The organism is Burkholderia sp. AU17457 (assembly GCF_002223255.1).
GTDB lineage: Bacteria > Pseudomonadota > Gammaproteobacteria > Burkholderiales > Burkholderiaceae > Burkholderia > Burkholderia sola.
Genome location: NZ_NKFB01000006.1, coordinates 564,557 through 590,650 on the forward strand (window position 1 = coordinate 564,557; position 26,094 = coordinate 590,650).

Consider the following 26,094-nt stretch of genomic DNA (forward strand, 5'->3'; position numbering starts at 1 on the left):
GGTCGATGCGGATGATGGATCGGGCGGCGACGGCGTCGCGCGTGCCGCAATTCTAGCGGAAGCCGGTGCTTCCGCCCGGCGCGCGCCACGAAAAACGGCCGCCCCGGAGGGCGGCCGTGTCGGGCGGCATGACAGTGGCGCGCGGGTGCCGGGCAGGTGCCGCGCGGCGTCGGACGCGTTACAGCGCCATGTCGGCCGATGCCTTCGCCGGGCGTGCCGGCGCGGCGCCGTTGGCCTGCGACGGCACGCCGAGGTCGATCTTCGGCGGCGGCGACAGCTGCAGCACGTCGCTCGTGTAGGTCCATTCGTCGACGACCTTCGCCGGGCTGTCGTTCAGCTTCGTGCCGTAGCTCGGCACGATCTGGCGGATCTTCTGCTGCCACTCGGGCGTCGCGACCTTGTCCTTGAACACCTTCTTCATGAGATTCAGCATGATCGGCGCGGCGGTCGACGCACCCGGCGACGCGCCGAGCAGGCCCGCGATGCTGCCGTCCTGCGACGCGACGATCTCGGTGCCGAGCTTCAGCACGCCGCCCTTGACCGGGTCGCGCTTGATGATCTGCACGCGCTGGCCGGCCTGCCACAGGCGCCAGTCTTCCTTCTTCGCGTTCGGGAAGTATTCCTTCAGCGCGTTGAAGCGGTCGTCGTCGGTCAGCATCAGCTGGCCGGCGAGGTACTGCACCAGCGGGAATTCGTCGACGCCCACGCGCATCATCGGCGCGACGTTGTGCAGGTTGGTGCTCTTCGCGAGGTCGAAGTACGAACCGTTCTTCAGGAACTTGGTCGAGAACGTCGCGAACGGCCCGAACAGGATGATCTTCTTGCCGTCGATGATCCGCGTGTCGAGGTGCGGCACCGACATCGGCGGCGAGCCGACCGACGCCTTGCCGTAGGCCTTCGCGAGGTGCTGCTTCACGACTTCGGGGTTGTCGGTCACGAGGAACGAGCCGCCGACCGGGAACGCGCCGTAGTCCTTCGCTTCCGGGATGCCCGACGCCTGCAGCAGGTGCAGCGCACCGCCGCCCGCGCCGATGAACACGAACTTCGCGTCGACGGCTTGCGGCGGTTCGTCCGAGTGCAGCTTGACCCACGACACGTGCCACGTGCCGTCGGCATTGCGCGAGATCTCGCGCACTTCGCTCGACAGCGACAGCGTGAAGTTCGGCTGCGTCTTCAGGTAGCCGACGAACTGGCGCGTGATCTCGCCGAAGTTCACGTCGGTGCCGATCGGCGTCCACGTCGCGGCCACCTTCTGGTTGCGGTCGCGGCCTTCCATCATCAGCGGCACCCACTGCTTGATCTGGTCGTAGTCTTCCGAATACTGCATCCCGCGGAACAGCGGGCTCGCCTGCAGCGCTTCGTAGCGCTTCTTCAGGAAGCGGACGTTGTCGTCGCCCCACACGAAGCTCATGTGCGGCGTCGAGTTGATGAACGAGTGCGGGTTCTTCAGCACGCCTTGCTTGACCTGCCATGCCCAGAACTGGCGCGAAATCTGGAACGACTCGTTGATCTCGATCGCCTTCGAGATGTCGACCTTGCCGTCCGCCTTTTCCGGCGTGTAGTTCAGCTCGGCGAGCGCCGAGTGGCCGGTGCCGGCGTTGTTCCAGCCGTTCGAGCTTTCCAGCGCGACGCCGTCGAGGCGCTCGACCATCGTCATCGACCAGTCGGGCTGGAGTTCGTGCAGCCAGACGCCCAGCGTCGAGCTCATGATGCCGCCGCCCACCAGCAGGACGTCGACCTTCTTCGTATCGGCGGCGTGCGCGGACGATGTCGCGACGCACAGCGCGAGCGCCGACAGTATTACCCGTAACGTTTTGATCACAGCAGATCCCTTTTTCAACTTGGATGCATCGATTTGCCATGCCGCCCGGCGCGCGGTCCCGTTGTGCCGAAACACGGGTCCGGAGATCCGGATCGCGAATCCGGAATTCCGGATCGGCGCTGCACGCCGTTGCATTTGCGCACGCGAAGCCATTCGGAAGGACACCTTCGGATCGGCCTCCCGGGAGCGGGCAAGCGCATGCGTCGCGACGGTGCGCCACGCGCAGGGGCCCTGACGGCAAGCCCGAGCGGACGGCGTTTCAGGCTGCGTTGAACGAGGCCGCGCGCGACGCGTTTTGCGGGGGCGGGGTGGCAAGGGGCGCGTAATATAACCGAACTCGGACAATGTGTCGCAGACGACGAATATCCCTGTTTTCGTGGGGTTTTTTGTGCGTCCGGGTTTCCGGAATGACGGTCCGCGGCGTGGGAAAATCGGTCGGGATCGGCGGGGTGGAATGTGTGCGGTGGGCATGCGATGCACCAGACCGGAACCTCATCGGATCGCGGCGTTGCACCGCGATCCGTTCACAGTGACATCAGTTCACTTCGCTTCGCTCCGCCGTTCCGGCAGATATGACGTCGTGGGCAGGGCGTCGTGCGCCGCCTTACGACACCCGCATGCGCGCGCCGTCCGCCCGGCGCTCCGCGTCGTGCACGATGTGCAGCTCCCGCGTGCGGATCGGCAGCGCGCAGTCCGCATCGGCGAGCGTCTTGCGTACCTGGCGCGCGAGGCGCCAGCGCAGCGCCCAGAACGTGTCGGTATGCGTCCACACGCGCATGTTCGCGACGGCGGTGCTGTCGTCGAAGCGCATCACCATCACGTCCGGCGCGGGATCCTGCAGCACGTCGGGATCGGCCGCGGCCAGCGCACGCAGCGCGTCGAGCGCGCGATCGATATCGTCATGCACGGATACTTCTACTTCAAGATCGAGACGGCGCGTCGGGTTGCGCGTGTAATTGCGGATCGAGCTGCCCCACAGCGCGCTGTTCGGCACGTACTCGCAGATGCCGTCCGGCTTCGTGAGGCGCGTCATGAAGAGCCCGACTTCGTCGACGGTGCCCGCGACGCCCGAGCCGCCGTCGATGTAGTCGCCGACCTTGAACGGCCGCAGCAGCAGAAGCATGATGCCGGCCGCGATGTTCTGCATCGTGCCCTGCAGCGCGAGCCCGATGGCGAGGCCGGCCGCACCGAGCACCGCGACGATGCTCGCGGTTTCGATGCCGAGCTGCGACAGCGCGCCGACGATCGCGACGATGCGGATGCCCCACACCGCGACGTCGCAGAGGATCGGCCGCAGCGTGTCGTCGACGCGCTCCTTGTTCGAGAGCAGCCGGTTCAGCCAGTTGCCGACGCGTTTTGACAGCCACCAGCCGGCGACGAGCAGCGCCAGGCCGGCGGACAGCTTGACGGAGAGGGTGGACAACGCGTTCCACAGGAACGTCCAGCGTTCCGGATGAAGATGATCGAGAAACATGACGGGATTCCGGTGTTGAAGACAGAGTGCGCGGCGCATGTCGCGCGCCGGCAGCCCTCGACTGTACACGGCGCCGCGGGCTTCGCGCGAATGCGTGGCGTCCCGGTTGCGTTGATTTAGTACGAGTATTAAGCGGCTTTTCAATAAAATAAGACGAGTCCTATTCAGCCGTTTCGACCACGCCGATACACTCGCTTTCGAGTAGCCGGATCGCGACGATCGTTCCTCCGCGATGTCCGGTTTTTTCCCGATTTTTCATCGAATAGCGAGTGACGACGTCATGCGGTCAGACCTGCGTTTCCGTGTCGCACGCGAGCAAGGTCGACCCGCCCCCCGCGGCGTCCACCGTTTCCCGATTGGCCATGCGTTACTGCGCGGCATCGTCGCGGCGGCCTGTGTGGCCGGCGCACAGGGCGCGGCAGCGCAGGCGTTTCACGACGCCGCGCCCGTCGCGCCCGCGACGGCGGAAACCACCGACCTTGACGACGTGCCTTTCTTCAATTCCGCGCGTACGACGTGGGGCCGCCTGCATGCATCGTCCGCGCCGCTCGACGTCGCATACGTGTCGCACGCGTTGAACGTGTCGACCGGCGCCGGGCGCGGCGATCCGGTGGCCCGCTTCGGCGCCTGCGTCGCGTATCGCGTGCTGTGCGAGACCGCGCGCGACGCGGTCGAACGCAGCTATGCGTCGCGGTTCGATTACAGGCTGGCATCGGCGCTGCCGGCGCCGGGCGCGCAACCGGCGTTCGCGCGAGGGGCGGGCGATCTGGCATCCGCCGAGCCGTTCACGCTCGCGCAGCCGGATCGCGGTACGCGGGCCGGTGCGATCGTCGGCAGCCTGCGCGCGTCGCTGGCGCGCGCCGATCTGCCGGCCGGCGTCGCCGCGCAGATCGTTCGCATGCTGGCCGGGCGCGTCGATCTGAAGCAGCACGGCGCGCATGGCGATACTTTCCGCGTGGCATTCGAGCCCGACCACGACGCAGTGCGGCCGGGCCGCGCACGTGTGACGGCGCTCGACGTCCGCTTTCGCGGGCAGCACGTCGCGGCCGTGTGGTTCGCGCCGCAGGCCGGCTCGCCGGGCGCCTATTACGAACCGGATGGCATGCCGCTCGCCGGCGCGCGCTTCGCGATGCCGGTCGCCGCGACGCGCATCAGCTCGCCGTTCGGCACGCGTGTGCATCCGGTGAGCGGGGCGCGTCACGTGCATTCGGGCGTCGATCTCGCGGCGCCTGCCGGCCGCGCCGTGCATGCGTCGGAGCGCGGCGTCGTGACGTTCATCGGCACCGAGCCGAGCGGCTACGGCAAGTACGTGGTGATTCGCCACGACGGCGGCTACGCGTCGTACTACGCGCACCTGTCCGCATTCGAGCCGACGCTGCGCACCGGCGCGCGCGTCATGCGCGGTCAACGCGTCGGCGCGGTCGGCAGCACGGGCACGGCGACCGGCCCGCATCTGCATTTCGAGGTGCGCAGGCATGCCCGCCTCGTCGATCCGATCGAACTCGTGCAGGCAGCCAAGGCGGCGAAACTGAAGGGCGCGCAGCGCGTGGCGTTCAACCGCGTGGCGCGTGACGCGCGCACGCAGCTCGCGGTGGCCGTCTGGTCGCAGCCTGTTGCGATGTCGAAGCGCGCCGCATCGCATGCCGGCTGACGGCTAATCGCCGATCTCCCCGTCATGCCGGCCGCGATGGCCGGCATCGTTGCATGGGCCAAACCGGCGTCCGCCATGGCGGCCTGCCGGCAACGGTGACGCGCACGCGGCCGGACTGGTCCTACATCCCGTCGGCGATTTCAGCCTGGTCTGATGGTCCCGTTTTTACCTCGTCGCTAAGATTTTCGTATCCAAGCGCGTAGCGATTTCCGCAGCGGATCATCGCGACCGCGTTCGTACCTCAATCGACTCGATCGTGGGCGCGCGTGAGCGCGCCCACGCGCTTCATGCATCGACGGCCGCCGCGCCACGCGAAACACGGCGCGACACGCACGACGACACAACGGGATGAAACACCATCTATGTCAAAACGGGATCTCACATCGAAACGCACGTGGGGAGCGCTGGCGGCGATCGCCGTCGTTGCCGGCGCGTTGACGTCGGCCTTTGCGTGGGCGGCGGGTTGGATCGGCTCGCGCACGACCAGCGTATCGCTGGTGTCGGAAACCCCGCAGCCGTTTCCGCCGGGGTTCCGCCGCGCGCACGGCAAGGGCGTCTGCTTCGCCGGCACCTTCCGTCCCGACCGCGCGGCGGTGCCCTTGTCGACCGCGCGTGTCTTCACGCAGCCGGACATCCCGGTCGTCGGGCGGCTCTCGATCGGCACCGGCAGTCCGTACGCGGCGGACAGCTCCACCACGACGCTCAGCATGGCCCTGCTGCTGACGACCGACGACAAGCAGCAATGGCGCATGGCGATGAACAACCAGCCGTACTTCCCGACGCATGAACCGGAGGGTTTTCTGGCCATGCAGCAGGCGACCGCGCCTGATCCCGCCACCGGCCGGGCCGACCCGGCGCGCGTATCCGCCTTCCTGAAGGCGTACCCGGAGGCGGAGAAGTTCATGAAATGGGCGGCCCGGGAACCGGCGCCCGGCAGTTTCGCGGGCGCGACGTTCTACAGCGTCAATGCGTTCTATCTGGTGGCCGCCGACGGTCACCGGCAGCCGGTGCGCTGGATGATGCGCCCGCATGATCCGTTCGTGCCGGTGAGCGATGCGCAACGGCAGCAGGCCGACCACGACTTCCTGTTTGAAGGCGTGCGCGAGCGGCTCGCGCGGAAGCCGCTCTATTGGGACTACGTGCTGCAACTGGCGCGGCCGGGCGATCCGGTAGACGACGCATCGCAGCCGTGGCCGGCCGATCGCAAGCAGCTCGTCGCTGGCACGCTGGAAATGACGCGTGTCGTCGAGCAGGCCGAGGGCGCGTGCCGTGACATCAACTTCGATCCGTCGATCGTGCCCGCGGGCGTCGAGGTGTCGAACGATCCAATCCTGAACGCGCGTTCGGGGGCGTACGCGCATTCGTTCAATCGCCGCGAGCGGGAAATCGGCTACGGCAAGGCGACCGAGGCGGTCGGCAAGCAGGAGGTCAAATGACGAGGCGGAAGACCACGAGCGGCGGCGCACCGCGCCATTTCAACGCGCTGGCGCGCGGTTTGCACTGGCTGATGGCCGCGATGATCCTGGCCATGCTGTTCATCGGCGCCGGCATGATGACGTCGTTGCATCACCGGATCTGGCTGATCGATCTGCATCGGCCGCTGGGTATCGCGATTCTCGTGCTGGCGCTGCTGCGCGTCGCGAACCGGCTGTGGAGCCGGCCGCCCGCACTGCCGGGGAGCCTGCCGCGGTGGCAGGTGCTCGCAGCGAAGACATCACATTGGGCGCTGTATGCGCTGATGCTGGCATTGCCGGTGATCGGCTGGGCGTTGTTGTCGGCGGGCGGTTTCCCGATAGTCCTGTTCAAGGGCGTCAACCTGCCTGCGATCGTACCGGCCAGTCCGACGCTCTTTGCATGGTTGCGCGATGCGCATGGCCTGTTGGCGCGGCTGCTGTTCGTCGTCGTGCTGGCCCATCTGTCGGCCGCCCTGGTCCATGCGTGGATTTATCGGGACGGCGTTTTCTCCAGCATGGCAAAAGGCGGACGGCAGCGCGGGTAAGCCGCCAGCTGTTCGAGCGTCGTCGGGCTTGCCGAGTGGCGGGCGCGACGGCGATCGTCCAGCTGTCCGAAATATGGGTCGTCCGGTTGGACGATCGCATCGACCGGAATGTCCGGCGACGCCGTCGCCCGGACGCGCGCGGCATCGCATCGTGCAAAGCAGCATCGGCAGCTTGCCGATATGCAATGCGCGGCCCGTCGATTACGGGATCGCGTTATATTTTCCGATTTCCCGAATCCCGTTGCCCACGGTTTCTCAGGGATTGCGTGACAATCGGCAAGTTCAACCGGTTTTGCGTCATTTAGCGCCACGATGTCCGGCGCGCAAAGGGTTTTCGCATCGCAACAAAACCCCCTTTTTCTTTATTTCCCATTCCGAAACGAATTGCGGCGTGATTTTCGATATTACGCATTCCGATCTTGCGATTGTTTCAAGACAGGTGCTATAACCCGTTCCACGCACCGATTTGCAGCAATAACGTCACCAATAAACGCGAGCGGAAAAATGAAAAGAAAGGCGCGGAACCTGGGTTTGGGCGGAATGGCGATCCTGACCGGCGCGGTACCGGTCAGTGGGTATGCGGCGTGTTCGGCCACCGCGCCGGGCAGCGGCACGACGGTGACGTGTACGGGTGGGAATGCGCCGTCGGTCGTGGCCGCGGCCGGCAGTACCAACGTGACGATCAACCTCGATTCGACCGTGACGGGCAGCTATGTGCTGACGTCCACGCCGACGCCGTTCTCCGTAGACACGTCGAGCACGATCACCAACAACGGCAACCTGTCGATGTCCGGCAATGGCACGGGCGTTGCGAACCGTGGCGCGGTGCTGCTCGGCGTGAACAACGGCAACACGCTCACCAATGCGGCGACCGGCGTGATTTCGACATCTGGCACGTACAACGACGGGATGGCCGCGAACGGCAACAACAACACGCTCGTCAACAACGGCACGATCACGACCACCGGCAACAACGCGTACGGAATGACGGCCGCGTGGGGGCAAAGTAATCCCGGCGCGTCGGGCAACCAGATCGTCAACACGGGCAACGTGACGACATCCGGCAACAACGCGCGCGCCGCGTCGCTGCTCGGCGGCAACGGTACGATCGCCAACAGCGGCACGCTGACGTCGAACGGCCGCGATGCGCCGGCCGTCTACATGCAGGGCAACAACGACACGCTGGTCAACAGCGGCACGATCCAGACCACCGGCACCGCGACGAGCGGCGGCAGCGTCGACGCGGTCGTGTCGAACACGCTCGGCAGCTCGTTTACCGCGACGATCACGAATCAGGCCGGCGGCCGGATCATCAGCAACAACGGCATCGGCGTGCGCTCGACCAACGGCGCGACGACGATCACCAACGCGGGGCTGATCCAGGGCGGCGGCACCGCGATCCAGGGCGGCAACGGCAACGTGACGCTGATCCTGCAGACCGGCTCGCAGATCGTCGGAACGGCCAATGGCGGCGCCGGCATCAATACCGTGACGTTGCAGGGCACGGGCACCGCGTCGAATCCGTTCACGAATTTCCAGAGCCTGACGATGGCCGGCACCGACTGGACGTGGGCCGGGCCCGGCACGTTCTCGACCGCGCTGGTGCAGAGCGGCACGCTGAACCTCACGGGCACGCTCGGCACGACGACGGCATCGGTCGTCGCGACCGTCAACGCGGGTGCGACGTTGCAGGCGAATGCATCGAACCTGCCGCTATCCGTCACCGACAACGGGCTCGTGCGCCTTCAGCAGGACAGCGCCGGCACGTACACGGGTACGATCAGCGGGTCGGGCGCCGTCGAGAAAACCGGCGCAGGAACGCTGACGGTCGCGCCTTCATCGGCCGGCGGCAACACTTATTCGGGTGGCACGACGATCACGCAGGGTACGCTGGCGGTTGCCGCGGACCATGCGTTCGGCGCGGCGTCGGGTGGGCTCGCGCTCAATGGCGGCACGCTGCAACTCGGCAGCGCGTTCGATCTTGCTTCGAGCCGGGCGGTATCGATCACGTCGAACAACGGCACGATCGATACGCAGGGCTTCAACTCGACGCTGACGCAAGGCATCACGGGCGCGGGCTCGCTGACGAAGCTCGGCAGCGGCACGTTGACGCTGAACGGCACGAACGGCTACACGGGCGGCACGAACGTCAATGCGGGCACCGTGATCGTCGGTGACGCGACGAGCGCATCGGCGGCACTGGGCGGCGGCGGACCGGTGGCCGTGGTATCGGGCGCGACGCTCGGCGGCTACGGCAGCGTGACCGGCAACGTGACGAACAACGGCACGCTGTCGGTCGCGAACGCGCTGGCGAGCCTCGCGAGCGGCGCGACCGGCAATTTCCGGATCAACGGCAAGCTGACCAACGCGGGGCGCGTGCAGCTCGGCGGCAGCGGCGTGGGCAACACGCTGACGGTCGCGGGCAACTACGTCGGCCAGAACGCGACGCTCGCGATGAACACGACGCTTGCCGGCGACGGAGCGCCATCGGACAAACTGGTCGTCAGCGGCGGCACGGCGAGCGGCTCGAGCACACTGAAGGTGACGAACGTCGGCGGCGCGGGCGCGCAGACGACAGGCGACGGCATCCAGGTCGTGCAGGCCGCGAACGGCGCGACGACGAGCGCGGGCGCGTTCACACTCTCCGGCGGGACGGTCAGCGCAGGCGCCTATACGTATTTCCTCGCGAAGGGCGGCGAGTCGGCCGGCACCGGCGACAACTGGTACCTGCGCAACACGGTGCCGCCGAAGCCGGAACCGCCCGTTGTTCAGCCCGGCCAGCCGACGCCGCCGGCCGAGCCGCCGGTCATCGCAGCCGAAGGCACGCCCGAATCGATCGTCGAAGCGGTCGATCATGCGGGTATCGGCGGCCATCCGGAGCCGGTCTATCGCCCCGAAGTGCCGCTATACGCGGAAGCGCCGGCCGTCGCGCGCCAGCTCGGCATGCTGCAGATCGATACGTTCCACGACCGTCAAGGCGAGCAAGGGCTGCTCGCCGAAAACGGCTCGGTACCCGCGTCGTGGGCGCGCGTGTGGGGCGGCAACAGCAAGCTCAAGCAGAAGGGCGACGCGACGCCGTCGTTCGACGGCACGGTGTGGGGGATGCAGGTCGGGCAGGACCTTTACGCCGATACGACCGCGAGCGGCCATCGCAATCACTACGGCTTCTTCCTCGGCTTCTCGCGCGCGGTCGGCGACGTGAGCGGCTTCGCGCTCGCGCAGCCGGACCTGGGCGTCGGCTCGCTGCAGGTCAATGCGTACGACCTCGGCGGCTACTGGACGCATATCGGTCCGGGCGGCTGGTACACGGACGCGGTGCTGATGGGCAGCGCGCTCACGGTGCGCACGCATTCGAATGACAACGTGAGCGGCTCGACGAACGGAAACGCGTTCACGGGTTCCGTCGAAGCCGGGCTGCCGATCGCGCTCGGCAACGGATTGACGCTCGAGCCGCAGGCGCAGCTCGTGTGGCAATGGCTGTCGCTCGATCGCTTCAACGACGGCGTGTCGAGCATCGGATGGAACAACGGCAACACGTTCGTCGGCCGGATCGGCGCGCGGCTGCAATATGCATTCGATGCGAACGGCGTGAGCTGGAAGCCCTACTTGCGCGTGAACGTGCTGCGCGCGTTCGGCGCCGACGACAAGACGACGTTCGGCGGCTCGACGACGATCGGCACGCAAGTCGGGCAGACGGCCGGGCAGATCGGCGCGGGGCTCGTCGCGCAGCTGACGAAGCGCGGCAGCGTGTATGCGACGGTCAGTTACCTGACGAATCTCGGCGGCGAGCATCAGCGCACGATTATCGGGAATGCGGGTGTGCGGTGGGCGTGGTGATTTGACGAGGACGACACGGAGATCGATCGGTCGTGGCGTGTATCGTCGCGACCGACTGCATGCGTGCCGCGCGAGCTTGGCTTCGCGGATGACGGACGCGCACCGGCCGATCGCCACGCCGGGCGGCGTGGCGACGCTCGTCAGGCTGCCGCGTTCAACCCAGCGGCCAGTTCAGGATCGCGATGCCGTCGTTGTAGTCGCCATCGCCGCCATCTTCGGATCCAACCAAACCGAAGTAGGTTTTCTTGAAGATGTCGACCTGACGCGAGCCGATCTTCGACGGCTTGCCGTTCGCCGTCACGACCACGCGCACCTTCCCCTTGCCGGAGTTCACGATCTGCGTGTTCAGGTTCGCGTCCTGCGTGCCGGCGCCCTGGAACGTCGCGGCCGGCTTCGGGTTGTCGTCGACGAAGACCTCGATCGTCTGCGGGGCGGACGAATTGACCAGCGCGGTCACGCCGAACGCGATGTTCGGCGGCAGGTTGAAGACGCCGTCGCGTTCGCCGCCGCCGGTCGGCACGGGCTCCGGCTGCACGGGTTGCGGTGTCGCTTTCGAGAAGTAATTGACGACCGCGCCGACGCCGAACTTCGCCGCGGCACCGGGCAACACACCGGGCGCGCCGGCCCACGTCACCGTGCACGCAACGACCTCGCCTGCCGCATCGGTTTTCACCTTGTTCTGCCAGCTGCCGACGTCGAAGCTGTACGGGATCGTCGCGATATCGACGAATACGTCGTACTGCGGCAGTTTCTCGACGAGCTGCGTGGTCATGAACTGACGCATCCGGTCGAGCACGGCCTGATCGCCGTTGGCCTGCACGGCGGTGGCGTCGTTGCCTGCGAGTTGCAGCAGCGCGTACAGGTCGTCGTGGGTAAAGGGTTGTGACATGTCGTCCTCGTCTCGATGGTAGGTCTCGCGTCGCGCGCCGGCGAACGGATGTCACCGGGCCGCGCGCGGAGCAAAGCGTGGGACTGCGAATGACTGCTCGAACGATTCGCAATGCGTGGTTGGCCCCGTCGCCATTGCGATGTTTCGCGATTGCCGCCGCTCAGCCGAGCGGCCAGTTCAGGAACACGATGCCGTCGTTGTAATCGTCGTCGGCGCCGTCTTCCGATCCGACGATCCCGAAGTACGACTTCTTGAAGAGATCGACCTGCCGCGAGCCGAGGCGCGACGGCTTGCCGTTCGCCATCACGATCACGCGCACGCGCCCCTTGCCGGAGTCGAGCACCTTCGTGCCGAGGTTCTGGTCCTGCACGCCGGCGCCCCTGAACGTCGCGGCGGGTTTCGGGTCGTCGTCGATGTAGATGTCGATCGTCTGGTCGTTCGCCGCGTTGGTGAGCGCGGTCACGCCGAACTTGATGTTTGGCGGCAGGTTGAACGTGCCGTCGCGTTCGCCGCCGCCGCCGATGTTGCCCGATCCGCCGCCACCGGTTTCGGCGCCCGGACTGCCGCCGCCTTGCGACGACGATGGCGCGGCCGTTTCACCGATCGCGGAAAGGCTCGCGTACGAATCGATATGCATCGCGCTGCCGCGCACGCTTTTCCACTGGCCCTTCACGAACGTGACGCCGCTGCCGACGTCGATCGTCGCGACGAGCGTGAACGGCATGCGTCCGGTGCTTTCGGGCACCTTCGACGAATAGGTGAAGCAGCCGTCCGCGACGACGCCCTTGTCGGTCGCGATCGCGAAATAGATGCCTGGGAAGTTGTTGCCCGTCGCGTAAGGCGTCGGCACGTTGAGGATGACCTGCAGTTTTCCGTCGCGAATCTCGGCCTTCGCGATGTCGATGTACAGGCCCGGGATATCGACGTAGGTCTCCGACGTCACGACGGGCGCGCTGACGATCGAAGCCGAAAGGAGGGGCATGGGAGTCTCCGGGGATGAGGCGGTATGAGGGGCCGCGGAACGCGGCGTAAACCCGCCGGCCGCCACGGAGGCGGCCGGCAGCGGTCGACCGTCGATCGCGCGTCAGGTCAGCCGATCGGCCACTGGAGCACGACGATGCCGTCGTTGTAGTCGCTGTCGTGGCCGTCTTCCGACACGACGATCCCGAAATTGACCGTGAACGGCGAGCCATCCGATTTCTTGCCGTTGATCGGCGCGAGGCGCGCGTCGGTCGGCGACGGCTTGCCGTTCACCGACACTTCGAAGCGGATCTTGCCGTTGCCGGAATTCAGCTTCGCTTCGCGCGGGCCGTCGCGCGTCGTCAGCTTGTGATACGCGGCGGGTTCCTGGCTGTCGCCGATAAACAGCTTGATGTGCTGTTGCTCGGCTGCATTCGCGAAGAAAATCGCGCGGAAATCGGTATTCGGCGGAATCGAAAATTCGCCGGCGCGGTTGGATGACGTTTGAGAATCGGCCATGCTTGCCTCCTGAGAAGTATTGGATAAGGCGCGAGCCTTGCCGCGCAAACGTTTGCCGTTTGAAACGCGGCTTGCAAAGCATGGCAAAAAATAAATAAAAAAATATTCGGATGGGAATGATTATTGTTCAGTAAATCGAAAGATGGCGCTAATCGATTTAATGAAATGTGCTTAATGAAGCCGATTTCGATATATTCAATAAATTATATCGATGTGTGTATCGATTTCTTGAACGATGCGCGAGCGCGCAACGCGGAGCGAGAGCGGCGAGGCACAATCGGGCTTCGGAGCAGACGCTCGGCGTTCGCATATGGCAGCGTTTCGTTTCAACATCGACATCTCTGTCGTGGCCGCGCCCACCGGCCACCGCCGAACGCCCACGCCGAAGCCCGATTGCGAGGGAGGGGTGTGCGGCGACCGGCGAAGAGGATGGACCGACTCACTCCGAACATGAATAGGACCTCACCGGCGCCGCACCCGTGAAGCATAGCGACGGGAGAGGCTGCCGCCTATCGGACGGGACTGATTCTGCGCGAATGCGCGTATCGCGGAATGGAGCGGGATGCAAGCGCACCCGGTTGACAGCCGTGGTCACCCTGTGATTTGATGCCGGCCATGCACGCCGCCCAGTTCCTCTTCTCGCTACGACTACTAGCCCGTTTCTCCGGGCTGGGTCTGCGGCTGCGCGCGTTCCATCTGCTTCTTTCCTGAAGCGCCAGATTTTCCCCGCATCACCGACCTGGCCCCGGTTGTCGACCGGCGCCTGAGTTCGTCTTTTTTCCGTCATCGCTCCGCTCCGTCCCGGTCGCTCAACCGTCAAGGCTGTCGTTTGCCGTACCGCTTTGCCGTTGTGCCGCTTTCTTGCCGTTTTTTCCGCTGCGCGCGCAGCCGGCTTCTGACGCCGATGGCTACCGCGCCGCGCTTCACCGACAAACAGACCGAGGACCGACATCATGATGCTGAAAAATCCCGCGACGAAATACCGACCGTTCACGCCCGTCAACCTGCCCGACCGCACGTGGCCGTCGCGCACGATCACGCAGGCGCCGATCTGGATGAGCACCGACCTGCGCGACGGCAACCAGGCGCTGTTCGAACCGATGGACGCCGCGCGCAAGATGCGGATGTTCAAGACGCTGGTCGCGATCGGCTTCAAGGAGATCGAAGTCGCATTCCCGTCCGCGTCCGAAACCGATTTCAACTTCGTCCGCGAGCTGATCGAAGGCGGCCACATTCCCGACGACGTGACGATCGAAGTGCTGACGCAGGCGCGCGACGACCTGATCGAGCGCACCTTCGCATCGCTGCGCGGCGCGAAGCGCGCGATCGTGCACCTGTACAACGCGACCGCGCCGGAATTCCGCAAGATCGTGTTCGGCCTCGATCGTGACGGCGTGAAGCAGCTCGCGGTGAATGCGGCGCGCACGATCAAGCGGTGCGCCGATGCGGCGACCGACACGCAATTCACGCTGCAGTACAGCCCGGAAACGTTTACGGCGACCGAACTCGATTTCGCGAAGGAAGTTTGCGACGCGGTGTTCGACGTGTGGCAGCCGACGCCCGAGCGCAAGTCGATCGTGAACCTGCCGGCCACGGTGGAAATCGGCACGCCGAATTACTATGCGGACCAGATCGAATGGATGCACCGGAACCTCGCGCGCCGCGATTCGCTGATCCTGTCCGTGCATCCGCACAACGATCGCGGCACCGCGGTCGCGGCGGCCGAACTCGCGGTGATGGCCGGCGCCGACCGGATCGAGGGCTGCCTGTTCGGTAACGGCGAGCGCACCGGCAACGTCGATCTCGTCACGCTCGCGCTGAACCTGTACACGCAGGGCGTCGATCCGGGCCTCGATTTCTCGCAGATCAACGAAGTCGCGCGCACGGCCGAGGAATGTACGCAGTTGCCGATCCACCCGCGCCATCCGTATGTCGGCGATCTCGTGTTCACCGCGTTCTCCGGCTCGCACCAGGACGCGATCAAGAAGGGCTTTGCCGTGCAGAAGCCCGACGCCGTGTGGGAAATGCCGTACCTGCCGATCGATCCGAACGACCTCGGCCGCACGTACGATTCGATCATTCGCGTGAACAGCCAGTCCGGCAAGGGCGGTATCGCGTACCTGCTCGAACAGGGCTACGGTGTCGTGCTGCCGCGCCGCATGCAGGTCGATTTCAGCGCGGCCGTGCAGCGCCTGACCGACGACAGCGGCCACGAGGTGACGAGCGCGCAGATCTGGTCGCTGTTCCAGCAGGAATATGTCGAAAGCGATACGCCGCTGCGCTATGTCGGCCACGAGCTGAGCGAGCGCGACGGCCGCGAATCGATCGTGCTGACCGCCGACGTGCAGGGCGAGCGCCGGGTGCTGCGCGGCGAGGGCAACGGCCCGCTCGACGCGCTGATGCACGCGCTGCACACGCCGCTGCGAATTCAGCATTACGAGGAACGCGCGCTGTCGCAGGGTGCCGATGCGAAGGCGATCGCGATCGCCGAGCTGGCCGGCACGGGCGTGCGCGGCAGCGCGTTCGGTGTCGGCGTCGATGCGAACCTGACGACCGCGTCGATTCGTGCGGTGATCAGCGGCGTGAACCGCGCGTATGCGCGTGCGGACGCTGCGGTGCAGGCGACGTTCTTCGACGTGGCGCAGGCGGTGAAGGCCGTGGCGTGACGGCGGCAGGGGCGGTCGCGTCGGGATGCTTCGGCGCGGCTGCGTCGCCGGCAGGGTCGCTGCACCGCCTGCCGAGTGCAGCGCCTGCTTCACGAGATCCACCGCTGCGCGCGTCTTCGCATCGAGATGCCGGCGCGCGACGGATACACCAGGAACACCCCACGTCGTCCACGGCGCAGTGGCGGAGGGGGGCGCGGCTGGCGCAGGGTGCGTGCACGCGCGGCGCGCCGACACGGGAACGAACGCGCTCGGATCAGTCCGATGGTGGCGGGCGCGGGGCTCTGCAACAATGCGCGGTCGGCCGCGATGCCCCGTTTCCGCCGGCCGTGCGCGTGCATTCGTTCCGCAGCGCGTCGTGCGCCGCCGGCATTCCCGATCGTTCTCTCGTCCATGCTCCGGATTTCCACGCTGTTCTTCGCCGCCGCACTGTGTTTCGCGGCACTGCCGTCGGCCCATGCCGACGACCGCGCACGCTGGCCGGATAGTCTCGACGGCCGGCCGCGTGTCGGCGTCCAGGTGAAGATCCAGTCGTTTACGCCCGACGATGCGCGGCAGATCCGGCAGACCGGCTTCGACTTCGTCCGCTTCGGCGTATGGACCGACCGTCTCGATCGTCCGGACTATCGCCGCCAGCTCGACGACGCATTCGCGGCGGCGCGCTCGACTCACCTGCCGGTGTTGCTGACCGTGCGCACGCTCGCGCCGTTCGGGCGAGCGGACGGGCAGCGCGACACGAAGACGGACCGCGCCTCGCTCGCGGCTGCCGGTGCCCGCCTCGCCGGCACGGTGACGCGGCTCGCCGCCCAATACGGCCACGCGCTGGTGGCGGTCGAGCTCTGGAACGAACCCGACCTGGGCCGCTATTGGCCGACCGGCGATGTCGTGCACACGTTTCCGCCGTTTGCCGAAGGGCTGTGCCGCGGCCTGGTCGCGCGCCGGCCGGACGTTCCGGTCGTCGGCTTCGGATTCGCCCGCCCGCCGCTGCCTGGCAGCGTGCCCGACCGTCTGCTGGCCGGCGTGTACGCCGCCGCACCGGCCTGTCTCGACGCCGTGTCGTACCACGCGTACGGCATGACGCCGATGCAGATCCGCGATGCCGCGCACGGCATCCGTGCACGCTACGGTCTGCCGGCACTCGTGACCGAAGACGGTGCAGCGTCGATGGGCGTCGATGGCAACGAGCGGCAAGCGCGACGTCTGCGCACGCTGCTCGACGCGCGCGCGACGCTCGGCACGCCTTTGCTGTCGATCTACGAATGGGCCGATACCGCGAACGCGAACGATGCGGCGCAGCGCAGCTACGGGCTCGTGCGTGCGGACCGGTCGCCGAAGCCCGCGCTCGATGCGGCCCGCGCGTTGCTGCGCGCGACGGCGTCGAAGCCGTAGCCGCCCGTCAAGCCGGCCCGCGCGTACGGATCGTCCACAGCACGACGGCGAACAATGCGACGCTGGACAGGTGCCGCAGATAGCTGCCGAGATCCGGCTCGAACAGCATCGATACCGCGACATGGCCGAGCAGCAGGCACGCGAGCAGTTCGCCGTTGCAGGGCAGGCCGTTCGTGCGTTCACCGGTGCGCTGCGTCGGCGCGCGTCGCCACGCGGCGCCGAGGAACAGCGCGACCAGCGCCTGCATCGCGAATCCCTTCGGATCGAACGAGAACAGCACCGGCAGGTTGAGCCGCACGAGCGAATACGCATAGTTGCCCGCGAAATGGACGAACGAATCGGGCGGGAACGGGTTGTAGAAACTCGTGCGCGCGCCGAACGGCGACGCATACACGAGATAGTCGACCGCGAGGTCGCGCGGCTGCTGAAGCAGCGTATAAGCGGCATTTGGCAGCGCGAGCAGCACGGCCGCGACCAACAGCGCCCCGGCCAGCCTCGGCAGTGTCGATACCCGGCGCCACACCCATGCCGCAAGCGCGATCGCGACGATCAACGCGAAGTAGCTGCGGATCGTCGCCGCGTAGCCGAGATACAGCAGCACGGCGATCGTCATCGCCCCCGCCGTGCCGCGTACGCGCGCAGCGGCGAGGACGACGATCGACATCGCGACGACGAGCGTGTCCTTGCTCGCGACGAACAGGTTGAAGAACAGGCACGGCGCAATCAACGCGAGATGGGCAGCCAGCGCGCCGAGCCGCCGTGTCGCGCGCAACGCGATCCAGATCGTCGCGACGCCCAGCGCGACCACGAATACGGCCGTGCCGGCGCTGCCGAGCGCCTGGTACAGCTTGCCGACCGCATCGAACGACGAGCCGTCGTAGGTCGAGCCGCCGCCGATCTGCGTCTGGATCTTGTCCGCGTCGCGGAAGATGAATTCCGGCAGCAGCACGCGCGCATTTGCATAGACGCCGACGTACAGCAGCGCGAGACACGCGGCGATCGTGTCGCGCAAGCCGCGGCTCAGCAGCGGACCGCTCGCGATCAGGTTACGCAGCATCGGCCGCTCCGGGCCGGGTGGCGCGGCGCGCCGTCGGGGCGCGAGACGACACGATCCACGCGAGCCACGCGGCCACCGCGATGCTCGCGACGAGATGCGCGACGGCCGCGCCGATCGCGCGCCCGTCATGCACGAGTGCGATCGTCATCGGGACGCACGCGAGCGTCAGAACGGCCATCACGCCGGCGACCACGCGGCCTGCCCTCAACGCGACGGCGGCGGCCCACAGTACGTCGCAGATGGCGCGCAGCACGAACGACAGCAGCAGGATCGCGAGGATGACGGTTGACGGCAGGTCGCCGCCTTCGTGCGCGAGCCGGAACAGCCACGGATGCACCGTGACGATCGCGAGCGCGGTCGCACCGGTCAGGATCGCCGACCCGCGCAGCGCCCGCGCGAGTTCGCTGCGAAATGCCCGCGGTGCGCTTCGCGGACTGTGGAGCGCACGCACGAGACGCGGCGCGGCGACCGCCGCGACGGTGGCCGACGCGATCGTCTGAATCGCGTTCGCGATCGACCATACGAACACGTAGCGGCCGAGCTCGCTCGCGTCGAGCATCGCGGACGCGACGAAACGTTCGAGATACTGCAGCACCGACAGCAGCAGCAACGCGACGAAGAACGGCGCGCCGCTGCGCCAGACCGTCGCGAGCGGCAAGCGCGTGGCCGACAGCGCGGGCATCGCGGGCAGCCGGCTAGCCGCACCCGATATCAGCAGCCCGCCGAGCGCGACGACGAGCACGTCGCCGGCGAGCCAGATCGCGAACACGCCGTCGATCGACTCGACCACGCGCGCCGCGAGTGCGGCGACCGCGACGCCGGCCCACGCGCCGGTCCGCACGAACAGCAGCCACGACGCCGCGCGGACGCGATGCAGCGAGAACAGCCATGTATTGACCTCGAGCGCCGCATGTTCGGCGCATGCGACGAGCATCACCAGCGCGAGCGGCACGTCGGCCAGCGCGCCTGCCCGCGGCAGCCCGAAGAACGCGCCGACTGGCAGCGCGGCCGCGCCGCACAGCACGGCATAGACGCCCGCATACAGTACCGACAGCCGCATGCAGGCCCGGATCGCGTCGCGCGGATCGGGGCCGGCGAGCCGGCGGTTGATTTCGGTGCTGAAGCCGAGCCCGAGCACCTTCGATCCGACGACCGATACCGCCAGCGCGACACCATAGACGGCGACCGCATCGAAGCCGAGCATGCGCGCGGCGACGATCGTCAGCACGAACTTCAGCCCGAGCGCGGCGATCCGCAGCGCGAGGCGCGACGAGGCGGCCTTCATCGTGCGGCTCCGTCGTAGAGCGCGGCCCTCAGCGCGGTGACGATCCGGTCACGCTCGCGGCCGAGCCGCACGATGCCGGTGTCGGTCTGCGCCCAGAAGCGGCGCAGCGCATCGGGCGCGAACAGCGTGTCGCATACCGCATTCGCATCGAAATCGGCGGCGTTCGCGACCCAGTGGCCGACGCCGAGATCGGCATACGCGCCGAACCCCTTGCGCTCGTAGCTCAGGTGGTAGGCCGGCACGCCGTGCAGGATCGACTCGAGCGCGCCGTGCAGGCGCACGGAGACGACCGCGTCGGGCGTGTCGCGGGCCAGTACGTCCTTCAGCGTGCGCGTGTCGTCGAAGCCGCGTTCGCGATAGTACGCGGCGTCGTCGTTGCCGCGCCCGGTGCTTTGCACGGCGAACGTGATGCGACAGAACGCGCCGAGCCGTTCGATCAGCGCTTCCGTCTGCGCGTGGTAACGCGCGCATTGCGCGGCGCTCCACGCGGGCGGGCGGCGCAGCACCAGCGCGATATGGTCGGGGCGGGCCGGCGGCACATGCGCGTGCTCGCGCTGACCGGCCGCACGCCGGCCGAATTCGAGCACCGCGAGATCGGGCGCTCGCCGCGTGTTCGGGTTGGCGGCGAGCAGCGCCATCGAGCGGTCATCGCGTACGAACACGGTGTGGAAGCCCGCAAGCAGCGACGTCAGGTGGGCGGCGAGCATCGCATTGCCGGCGGCCGGGCCGATGCTCTGCGGCAGGTAGACGGCAGGCTTGCGCGCCGCACGAGCCGCACGCATCTGCATGAGATGCCCGGCTTCGAGCTTGAGCGCCTCGACGCTGTTGCGCGCGCGCAGGTAGCCGCCGCCGACGCCGACGATCAGGTCGACCTGCTTCAGCAGGCCGCGCAGGTCGGCCAGTGCCGGATTGGCGCCGACGGGCAGCGCGGCCATCGCCGCGCCGATCAGCCGCCCGGCGCCGCCGGCAGCGAGCACGGGCGCGGGCCGCACGTCCGGATGACCGGGGAACGATGCGGGATCGGCCGCGACGACGGACACGCGGGTGTCCGTGCCGAACGCGCCGCGCAGCAACGCGACCGACAGTTCGACGAGCAACCCGTCGCCGGCGTTGCGTGCGCTGTACGCGTGCAGCAGGGCCACGTGAACGGGGCGGCTCATCATGCGTTCTCCCGGAGCAGGTCGCGATAGACGGCGAGCGTGCGATCGACCATTGCCTCCGCCGAAAAATGGGGGTAGGCGCGGGCGCACTGATCGCGCATCAGCCGGTGCGCGGCCGGGTGCTCGACGAGGCGGCCGACCATCGACGCGAACGCGGTCGGGTCGTCGCTGTTCGATACCGTCAGCCCGACGCGATGTTCGGCGATCAGCTCGGTCGCGCCCGACACCTGCGTGGCCACGATCGGCACCTGTGCGGCGACGGCTTCGAGGCATACGTACGGAAAACCTTCGTAGCGGCTCGGCAACGCGAGCAGGTCGAACGCGGAGAAGTAGCGGCGCGCCGCGTCGACGCGGCCCGCGACGCGCAGGTTCGCCGGCAGGTCGTGCGCTTCGTCGCCCGCGGCCCGGTCGAAATCGCCGGAGCCGATCGCGACGACCTGCACGCGGTCGCCGAAGCGTTCGTCCAGTACGCGCGCGATCCGCACGAGGCGGTCGACGCCCTTCTGATGATCGAATCGCCCGACGAACCCGACGACGAACGGGCGATCGGCCAACCCGAGCGCGATCCGTGCCGCCTGGCGCGCGAGCAGCGTCGGCGGCGTGACGCCGTTCTCGACGAGCCGGATGCGGCCGCGCGCGATGCCGAGCGCATGCAGGTGATCGGCTTCGTCCTGCGACACGGCGATCACCGCGTCCGAGCACGCGTTGCCGAGCACGCGCTCGATGCCGCCGTAGAACGCGCGCTTCGCGGGCGACAGCGTCGGGTTCAGCGTATAGACCGCATGCGGCGTATAGACCTGCTGCCATGGCCCGCGGCACAGGCGCGCGAGCGCGCCGGCTTTCGAACTGTGGCTGTGCACGATGTCGGGCCCGATCCGGCGCAACAGCCGGCGCAGCGCAAGTACGCCGCGCAGGTCGTGGGCCCCGACCGCGCGCTGCAGCGGCAGCCGGTGGAACGTCTTGCACTGCGCGGCCGCGCCGGCCAGCATCGCGTCGTCGAAGCGTTCGCCGCGCGGCGCGATCAGGTGGATTTCCGCGTGTCCGCGTGCGTGCAGCCCGGCGATCAGGTCGGTCAGGTGGACGGCGACGCCGCCGCCGGCCGCTTCGACGACGAGCGCGATGCGCAGCGGCGGCGCGGCGGTCGCCGGGGGCGCCGGGGGCGCCGGCGGGTTCGTATCGGGTTGAAGGGTCACGCGATCGTCGAGTGAAGGCGCGAATGCGATGTCGCTCATGCGGACCTCCGCAGCAGACGTTGAAGTGCCGCGCGTAGGCGGGCGAGGTGCGTACAGCGCTGCGTGTCGCACGTGTAGCGGTAGGCTTCGTAGCGATAGCCGCCGTATTTCGAGCCGAAGGCCGATGCGCCCGCGCGCGGATCGAGGCCGTTCAGCACGACGCCGGGCTGTGCGTCGGGCCGATGCGGCAGGCGTTTCGCGGCTTCGACGAGTTCGCCGGCCCGCGTCGAGCCCGCGCGTGCGACGAGCAGCGTCGCGTCGGCATGGGCGCCGAGCCAGGTCGAGTCGGTGGCGGCGAGCAGGGGAGCGGAATCGACGATGACGAGGTCGTAGCGCGCGCGCAGCGACGCAAGCAGCGCGCCGAGGCCGGCCTGCTGCAGCAGCGCGGTCGGCGCGGGCGGCAGTTCGCCGGTCGGCAGGAGATCGAGATTCGGCGCGACGTTGCGCTGGATGACCTCGTCGGCGCTCGCATGGCCGCCGAGCAATGCCGCGAAGCCCGCGCCGCGTGCGTGTCCGAAGTACTGGTGCAGGTAGCCCTTGCGCAGATCACCGTCGATCAGCAGCACGCGCCGGCCGCTCGCCGCGTGCACCGCCGCGAGGTTGACCGACACGAACGACTTGCCGGTGCCGGGTGCGGGACCCGTGACCAGCACGAGCGGATGCGCGCAATCGGCGAGCGCGAAATGCAGCGCGGTTTGCAGGCTGCGCAGCCCTTCGATCGCCGGCTCGTACGGATCGTCGTAGGCGAGCACATGCCGGCCCGCGTCGTGTTGCTCGATCGCACGCATCAGCTTGCGCTGGCGGGCGGCCGCAGGCAGCACCGCACGCACCGGCAGCGACGTGTGGCGTTCGATCTCGTCGACGGCGGTCAGGCCGCCGTACAGGAATTCGCGCGCGAACGCGGCGATCAGCCCGAGCGCGAGGCCGGCGAGCGCGGCGGCGGCGATCACGACCGGCCGGTTCGGCCGCACCGGATCGGCCGGCGCGACGGCCGCATCGACTACGCGCACGCTCGCCGTCCTGCCGGCCTGCACGAGTTCGAGCTGCTGGGTGTTGTTCAGCAGCGCGGTGTACAGGTCCGCGTTCACCTTCACGTCCAGCCGGGCGCGCACTTCCTCGCTTTGCTGCGCGGGCAGCCGCGCGATGCGCGCGTCGAGCGCGCCCTGCTGGCGCTTCAACGTCGCGAGCTGCGCGTCGAGCGCGGCCATGTCGGGGTGCGTCGGCAGGAAGCGGCGCGACAGTTCGTCGTGCTTCTGCTGCAGTTCGAGCACGCGCGTCTGCAGGTCGGCGCCCTGCTGCAGGACGACCTTGCCTTCTTCCTCGAGATCGACCGAGCCGGTGCGGCTGCGCAGGGTCGCGTAACGCGTTTCCGCGCGCTCGAGCTGACCTTTCACGATCGGCAGCTGCTCGTTCAGGAACGCGAGCGATTGCGCAGCCTCGGCCGTGCGGCGCGCGATGTTCTGTTCGACGTAACGGTTGGCGATCGCGTTGAGCGTCGCGCTGATGTCGACGGGATCGTGGCCGCGCAGCGATGCGACGAGCACGCCCGATTGCTTCACCTTCTCCTGGACGTCGAGCGCATTGCGCAGCGTGTCGATCGTTTCCGCGCGCGATTGACGCACCAGCGCGAAGCGCGTGCCGGGCAGCGCGTCGAAGCCGGTGATGTCGATGTGCAGCGGGCCGTGGCGCGTGTCGAAGGTTTCCGCGCGGCCGATCGTGCCGACCGCATCGGCCTTCATGTCCGCGCCGGTGAGCCGGTAACGCGTGGCGTCGAGCCGCACGACCTGGAACGTGTCGCCTTCCGCACGCGTCGGGACGTCGAAGCGCACGACGTCGATCCGCTCCTGCCCCCATGCATAGCCGCCGAAGCCGAACAGGCCGGGCTTCACCGCGCCGTCGTTGAAGCGCGCGACGAACGCGCCGATCACCGGCACGCGTGCGGGCGTCGCGACGATATAGGCGCGCAGGTCTTCCACCGCGCGCGTGACGACGAGCCGCGACGACAGGATCTGCGCCTCGGCCGACGCAGGCGACGCGACGTTGAAGAACGACGCGGCGTCGCCGAGCAGGTTCTTCGATGCGGCGTCGGTCGCATCGTCGGTCTGGATCATCAGGTCGGCCTGGTAGGTCGGCGGCGCGACGAACGCATACAGCGCGCCGGCGGCGACGCAGGCCGCCGTGATCGACGCGATCGTCCAGCGTGCCTGGCGCAGGACGTCGAGCACGCGGATCAGGTCGATCTCGCGTTCGGGAGAAGCGGAACTCGTCATGGCTGGGATTCGGAGAAAGAGGCGGTGACGTGCGGCCAGCGCGCGGCGAGCCGCGGCAGCCAGCTGCCGACCGCGAGATCGATCAGCGCCGCGCAGCGCACGAAATCGTCGCGCGTGCCGCGATAGGGATCGGGGACGTCGAGGCCGAGCGGCGCACCGTCGGCTATTCGCGCGTATTCGCCGAGACGGAACACGCGGCCGCGCAGGAACGGGTGACGCGCTTCGAGCACGCGGCGCTGCTTGCCGTCCATCACGAAGATCAGGTCGGCCTGCGCGCACAGCGCGGCCGTCACCGGCCGGGCCATGTGCGCGTCGAGGCTCAGCCCGCGCGCGGCGGCCATGTCGCGGGCCAGCGGGTCGGCCGGCCGGCCGTTCGGCGGCGCGAGGCCGGCCGAGCCGGTCCGCGCGTGCGGCAGCTTCGCCGCGAGCAGGGCGGCCGCGAGCGGGCTGCGGCACACGTTGCCTTCGCAGACGACGAGCAGGAACGGGGGCGGGTTCGGCATCATTTCGTGGCGATCCCGGCGGCGACGCCCGTGTTCACGCTGGGCAGCAACAGGCTCAGCACGCGGCTGATGCGGACGAGCCCGTTGCCGTCGACGTAGACGATGTCCTTCGGCTCCAGCTCGAACTGGTTCGCGAGCACCATCGCGACGGGCGAGCGCGCGTCGAGATGGAACACCGTCGGCGTGCGGCCCTGTGCGCCGCGGATCACGAACATCTGCGCGGCATCGGCGGTATTGGAATTGATGCTGCCGGCTTGCAGCAGCGCGTCGCTCAACGTCAGGCGGCCGTCGCGCTTCGGCAGCGCGAGCATCGGGCGGTTCACCTCGCCCATCACGTACACGCCGTTGCTGTCTCGCGCACCGACGCGCAGCAGGTCGCCGCCGCGCAGCACGATGCGCGACGGGTCGCGGTGGCGTTCGATCAGGCGCGCCAGGTCGATGCGCACGGGCGTGCCGTCGCGCACGATCGTCACGTCGCTCTGATCGGCGCCGGGCGTGAAGCCGCCGGCGCGCGCGATCGCGTCGGCGAGCGTCATCGGCACATCGTTGACGGGCAGCGCGCCCGGCGTATGGACTTCGCCGTCGACGTACACCTGCTGCGAACGGAATGACGCGATGCGCAGCGTGACCTGCGGGTCGCGGTAGAGCTTGCCGAGCGCCTGCTTCACGCGCGCCTGCGCGTCGGCGGCGGTCAGCCCGGCGACCTTCAGCACGCCGGCATACGGGAACGTCAGGTTGCCGCGATCGTCGACGACGAAGCCGGCAACCGGGTCGGCCGCCCGCGGCGGCGTCTGCTGTGCGCCGCCTTGGGCTGCCGCGAGTTCCGGGTGATCCCACACGGTGATCTGCAGCACGTCGCCCGGCCCGATCCGGTAGGCCGACGACGCGCGCGATGCGGCCGGCGTGTCGAACGACGCCGCGGCCGCATCGCGGGCCGCGCGCTGGCGCGCGATCAGCGACGGATCGATGTCGACGATCGGCGGCGTGGCGACGGCATCCCCGCCCGCGGGCTGCGCACGAACCGGCGTGCCGGCCGTGGTCGACGCGGCCGCGGCGCGTGCTTCGGCCCCGCGCGAGTCGGCCGCGGCCGACGCGGGCGCGCCGTCGTCCGGCGTGTCGGCGAGCCAGCCGAGATACGACGTGTTCATCTTCATGCCGGGCGCGAACGCGCATCCGGACAGCGCTACGCAGGCCGTCAGGACGAGCGCGAGCGCACCGTGGCGGCGCGCGGCCGCCGATGCGATCGAGGGTGTCATGAGTTCCTTCCAGTTGCGCCGCGCGTCGGGAGACGGCGGCGGCGCGGGAGCGGGTCTGCCGAAGCAGGGGCCGCCGGGTCAATCGAAGCAGCCGCGGCGGCGATGCCGCTGCGGCGAACGGCATGCGC

At 68.2% G+C, this 26,094-nt stretch carries 19 protein-coding genes; 6 read left to right on the top strand and 13 right to left on the bottom strand.

All coding sequences use genetic code 11. The features are described from left to right. Nucleotides 1-178: 178 nt before the first annotated feature. Together mqo and CFB49_RS29465 are read right to left on the bottom strand one after the other, a co-directional pair. Entirely contained in the window at nt 179-1,822 is a 1,644-nt protein-coding gene (mqo, locus tag CFB49_RS29460; RefSeq protein ID WP_069617611.1) for a malate dehydrogenase (quinone), read from the bottom strand. A 604-nt stretch (nt 1,823-2,426) separates the two neighbouring features. Continuing rightward, the gene (locus tag CFB49_RS29465) at nt 2,427-3,296 is read right to left on the bottom strand and encodes a mechanosensitive ion channel family protein (protein WP_089493087.1); all 870 of its coding nucleotides are present in this window, start codon (nt 3,294-3,296) and stop codon (nt 2,427-2,429) included. A 280-nt stretch (nt 3,297-3,576) separates the two neighbouring features. Here CFB49_RS29465 and CFB49_RS29470 point away from each other — a divergent pair, with 280 nt between their 5' ends. Further along, complete coding sequence (locus CFB49_RS29470) at nt 3,577-4,947, top strand: M23 family metallopeptidase (protein ID WP_089493088.1); 1,371 nt, start codon at nt 3,577-3,579, stop codon at nt 4,945-4,947. 241 nt (nt 4,948-5,188) lie between these two features. Here the strand turns inward: CFB49_RS29470 and CFB49_RS36945 are convergent, their stop codons facing one another. Continuing rightward, nucleotides 5,189-5,656: a hypothetical protein gene (locus CFB49_RS36945; RefSeq protein WP_256979927.1), complete on the bottom strand. Its 468-nt coding sequence runs from the start codon at nt 5,654-5,656 to the stop codon at nt 5,189-5,191. Between CFB49_RS36945 and CFB49_RS29475 the strand changes: the two genes are divergently transcribed. From CFB49_RS29475 to CFB49_RS29485, 3 genes are all read left to right on the top strand, one after another. After that, complete coding sequence (locus CFB49_RS29475; protein WP_256121911.1) at nt 5,541-6,383, top strand: catalase family peroxidase; 843 nt, start codon at nt 5,541-5,543, stop codon at nt 6,381-6,383. The genes CFB49_RS36945 and CFB49_RS29475 overlap by 116 nt on opposite strands. Continuing rightward, the gene (locus tag CFB49_RS29480; RefSeq protein WP_089437466.1) at nt 6,380-6,946 is read left to right on the top strand and encodes a cytochrome b; all 567 of its coding nucleotides are present in this window, start codon (nt 6,380-6,382) and stop codon (nt 6,944-6,946) included. The genes CFB49_RS29475 and CFB49_RS29480 overlap by 4 nt, the downstream gene beginning before the upstream one ends. 540 nt (nt 6,947-7,486) lie before the next feature. Beyond that, complete coding sequence (locus tag CFB49_RS29485) at nt 7,487-10,783, top strand: autotransporter outer membrane beta-barrel domain-containing protein (protein WP_089493090.1); 3,297 nt, start codon at nt 7,487-7,489, stop codon at nt 10,781-10,783. A gap of 154 nt (nt 10,784-10,937) precedes the next feature. Here CFB49_RS29485 and CFB49_RS29490 read toward each other — a convergent pair whose 3' ends face one another. The 3 genes from CFB49_RS29490 to CFB49_RS29500 form a co-directional block, all read right to left on the bottom strand. Further along, nucleotides 10,938-11,672: a fucose-binding lectin II gene (locus tag CFB49_RS29490; RefSeq protein ID WP_089437468.1), complete on the bottom strand. Its 735-nt coding sequence runs from the start codon at nt 11,670-11,672 to the stop codon at nt 10,938-10,940. Nucleotides 11,673-11,832: 160 nt separating this feature from the next. Next, nucleotides 11,833-12,654 (bottom strand): fucose-binding lectin II, encoded by an 822-nt coding sequence (locus tag CFB49_RS29495; protein ID WP_089493091.1) that lies wholly within the window; start codon nt 12,652-12,654, stop codon nt 11,833-11,835. A 107-nt stretch (nt 12,655-12,761) separates the two neighbouring features. Beyond that, nucleotides 12,762-13,151 carry a fucose-binding lectin II gene (locus tag CFB49_RS29500; protein ID WP_023474822.1) on the bottom strand — a complete coding sequence of 130 codons (390 nt, stop codon included), beginning with the start codon at nt 13,149-13,151 and terminating at the stop codon, nt 12,762-12,764. A 956-nt stretch (nt 13,152-14,107) separates the two neighbouring features. On the opposite strand from CFB49_RS29500, the gene leuA reads away from it, so the two are divergent. Together leuA and CFB49_RS29510 are read left to right on the top strand one after the other, a co-directional pair. Continuing rightward, entirely contained in the window at nt 14,108-15,817 is a 1,710-nt protein-coding gene (leuA, locus tag CFB49_RS29505; protein WP_179234971.1) for a 2-isopropylmalate synthase, read from the top strand. A 390-nt stretch (nt 15,818-16,207) separates the two neighbouring features. Beyond that, entirely contained in the window at nt 16,208-17,203 is a 996-nt protein-coding gene (locus tag CFB49_RS29510) for a beta-xylosidase (RefSeq protein WP_089493156.1), read from the top strand. Nucleotides 17,204-17,210: 7 nt separating this feature from the next. Here the strand turns inward: CFB49_RS29510 and CFB49_RS29515 are convergent, their stop codons facing one another. The 7 genes from CFB49_RS29515 to CFB49_RS29545 are packed head-to-tail and all read right to left on the bottom strand — an operon-like array spanning nt 17,211 to nt 25,966. Beyond that, the gene (locus CFB49_RS29515; RefSeq protein WP_089493093.1) at nt 17,211-18,260 is read right to left on the bottom strand and encodes a hypothetical protein; all 1,050 of its coding nucleotides are present in this window, start codon (nt 18,258-18,260) and stop codon (nt 17,211-17,213) included. Further along, nucleotides 18,250-19,545 carry a lipopolysaccharide biosynthesis protein gene (locus CFB49_RS29520; protein ID WP_089493094.1) on the bottom strand — a complete coding sequence of 432 codons (1,296 nt, stop codon included), beginning with the start codon at nt 19,543-19,545 and terminating at the stop codon, nt 18,250-18,252. Before CFB49_RS29520 ends, CFB49_RS29515 begins: the two co-directional genes overlap by 11 nt. Further along, the gene (locus tag CFB49_RS29525) at nt 19,542-20,705 is read right to left on the bottom strand and encodes a polysaccharide pyruvyl transferase family protein (RefSeq protein ID WP_069617584.1); all 1,164 of its coding nucleotides are present in this window, start codon (nt 20,703-20,705) and stop codon (nt 19,542-19,544) included. The genes CFB49_RS29520 and CFB49_RS29525 overlap by 4 nt, the downstream gene beginning before the upstream one ends. Beyond that, entirely contained in the window at nt 20,705-21,937 is a 1,233-nt protein-coding gene (locus CFB49_RS29530) for a glycosyltransferase family 4 protein (RefSeq protein WP_089493095.1), read from the bottom strand. The genes CFB49_RS29525 and CFB49_RS29530 overlap by 1 nt, the downstream gene beginning before the upstream one ends. Next, entirely contained in the window at nt 21,934-24,207 is a 2,274-nt protein-coding gene (locus tag CFB49_RS29535; protein ID WP_089493096.1) for a polysaccharide biosynthesis tyrosine autokinase, read from the bottom strand. The genes CFB49_RS29530 and CFB49_RS29535 overlap by 4 nt, the downstream gene beginning before the upstream one ends. Then, nucleotides 24,204-24,710, bottom strand: coding sequence for a low molecular weight protein-tyrosine-phosphatase (locus CFB49_RS29540; RefSeq protein ID WP_089493157.1), 507 nt, complete (start codon nt 24,708-24,710; stop codon nt 24,204-24,206). Before CFB49_RS29540 ends, CFB49_RS29535 begins: the two co-directional genes overlap by 4 nt. Continuing rightward, on the bottom strand, nt 24,710-25,966 hold the full coding sequence (locus CFB49_RS29545) for a polysaccharide biosynthesis/export family protein (protein WP_089493097.1): 1,257 nt from the start codon (nt 25,964-25,966) through the stop codon (nt 24,710-24,712). Before CFB49_RS29545 ends, CFB49_RS29540 begins: the two co-directional genes overlap by 1 nt. Nucleotides 25,967-26,094: the final 128 nt, after the last annotated feature.

Excerpts from the sequence above, each read along its gene's own strand:
- CFB49_RS29545 (WP_089493097.1), bottom strand. The coding sequence starts at position 25,966 with ATGACACCCTCGATCGCATCGGCGGCCGCGCGCCGCCACGGTGCGCTC.
- CFB49_RS29520 (WP_089493094.1), bottom strand. The coding sequence starts at position 19,545 with ATGAAGGCCGCCTCGTCGCGCCTCGCGCTGCGGATCGCCGCGCTCGGG.
- CFB49_RS29540 (WP_089493157.1), bottom strand. The coding sequence starts at position 24,710 with ATGCCGAACCCGCCCCCGTTCCTGCTCGTCGTCTGCGAAGGCAACGTG.
- CFB49_RS36945 (WP_256979927.1), bottom strand. The coding sequence starts at position 5,656 with ATGCTGAGCGTCGTGGTGGAGCTGTCCGCCGCGTACGGACTGCCGGTG.
- CFB49_RS29495 (WP_089493091.1), bottom strand. The coding sequence starts at position 12,654 with ATGCCCCTCCTTTCGGCTTCGATCGTCAGCGCGCCCGTCGTGACGTCG.
- CFB49_RS29535 (WP_089493096.1), bottom strand. The coding sequence starts at position 24,207 with ATGACGAGTTCCGCTTCTCCCGAACGCGAGATCGACCTGATCCGCGTG.
- CFB49_RS29530 (WP_089493095.1), bottom strand. The coding sequence starts at position 21,937 with ATGAGCGACATCGCATTCGCGCCTTCACTCGACGATCGCGTGACCCTT.
- CFB49_RS29510 (WP_089493156.1), top strand. The coding sequence starts at position 16,208 with ATGCTCCGGATTTCCACGCTGTTCTTCGCCGCCGCACTGTGTTTCGCG.
- CFB49_RS29465 (WP_089493087.1), bottom strand. The coding sequence starts at position 3,296 with ATGTTTCTCGATCATCTTCATCCGGAACGCTGGACGTTCCTGTGGAAC.
- leuA (WP_179234971.1), top strand. The coding sequence starts at position 14,108 with ATGCTGAAAAATCCCGCGACGAAATACCGACCGTTCACGCCCGTCAAC.
- CFB49_RS29490 (WP_089437468.1), bottom strand. The coding sequence starts at position 11,672 with ATGTCACAACCCTTTACCCACGACGACCTGTACGCGCTGCTGCAACTC.
- CFB49_RS29480 (WP_089437466.1), top strand. The coding sequence starts at position 6,380 with ATGACGAGGCGGAAGACCACGAGCGGCGGCGCACCGCGCCATTTCAAC.
- CFB49_RS29515 (WP_089493093.1), bottom strand. The coding sequence starts at position 18,260 with ATGCTGCGTAACCTGATCGCGAGCGGTCCGCTGCTGAGCCGCGGCTTG.
- CFB49_RS29525 (WP_069617584.1), bottom strand. The coding sequence starts at position 20,705 with ATGAGCCGCCCCGTTCACGTGGCCCTGCTGCACGCGTACAGCGCACGC.
- CFB49_RS29470 (WP_089493088.1), top strand. The coding sequence starts at position 3,577 with ATGCGGTCAGACCTGCGTTTCCGTGTCGCACGCGAGCAAGGTCGACCC.
- CFB49_RS29500 (WP_023474822.1), bottom strand. The coding sequence starts at position 13,151 with ATGGCCGATTCTCAAACGTCATCCAACCGCGCCGGCGAATTTTCGATT.
- CFB49_RS29485 (WP_089493090.1), top strand. The coding sequence starts at position 7,487 with ATGGCGATCCTGACCGGCGCGGTACCGGTCAGTGGGTATGCGGCGTGT.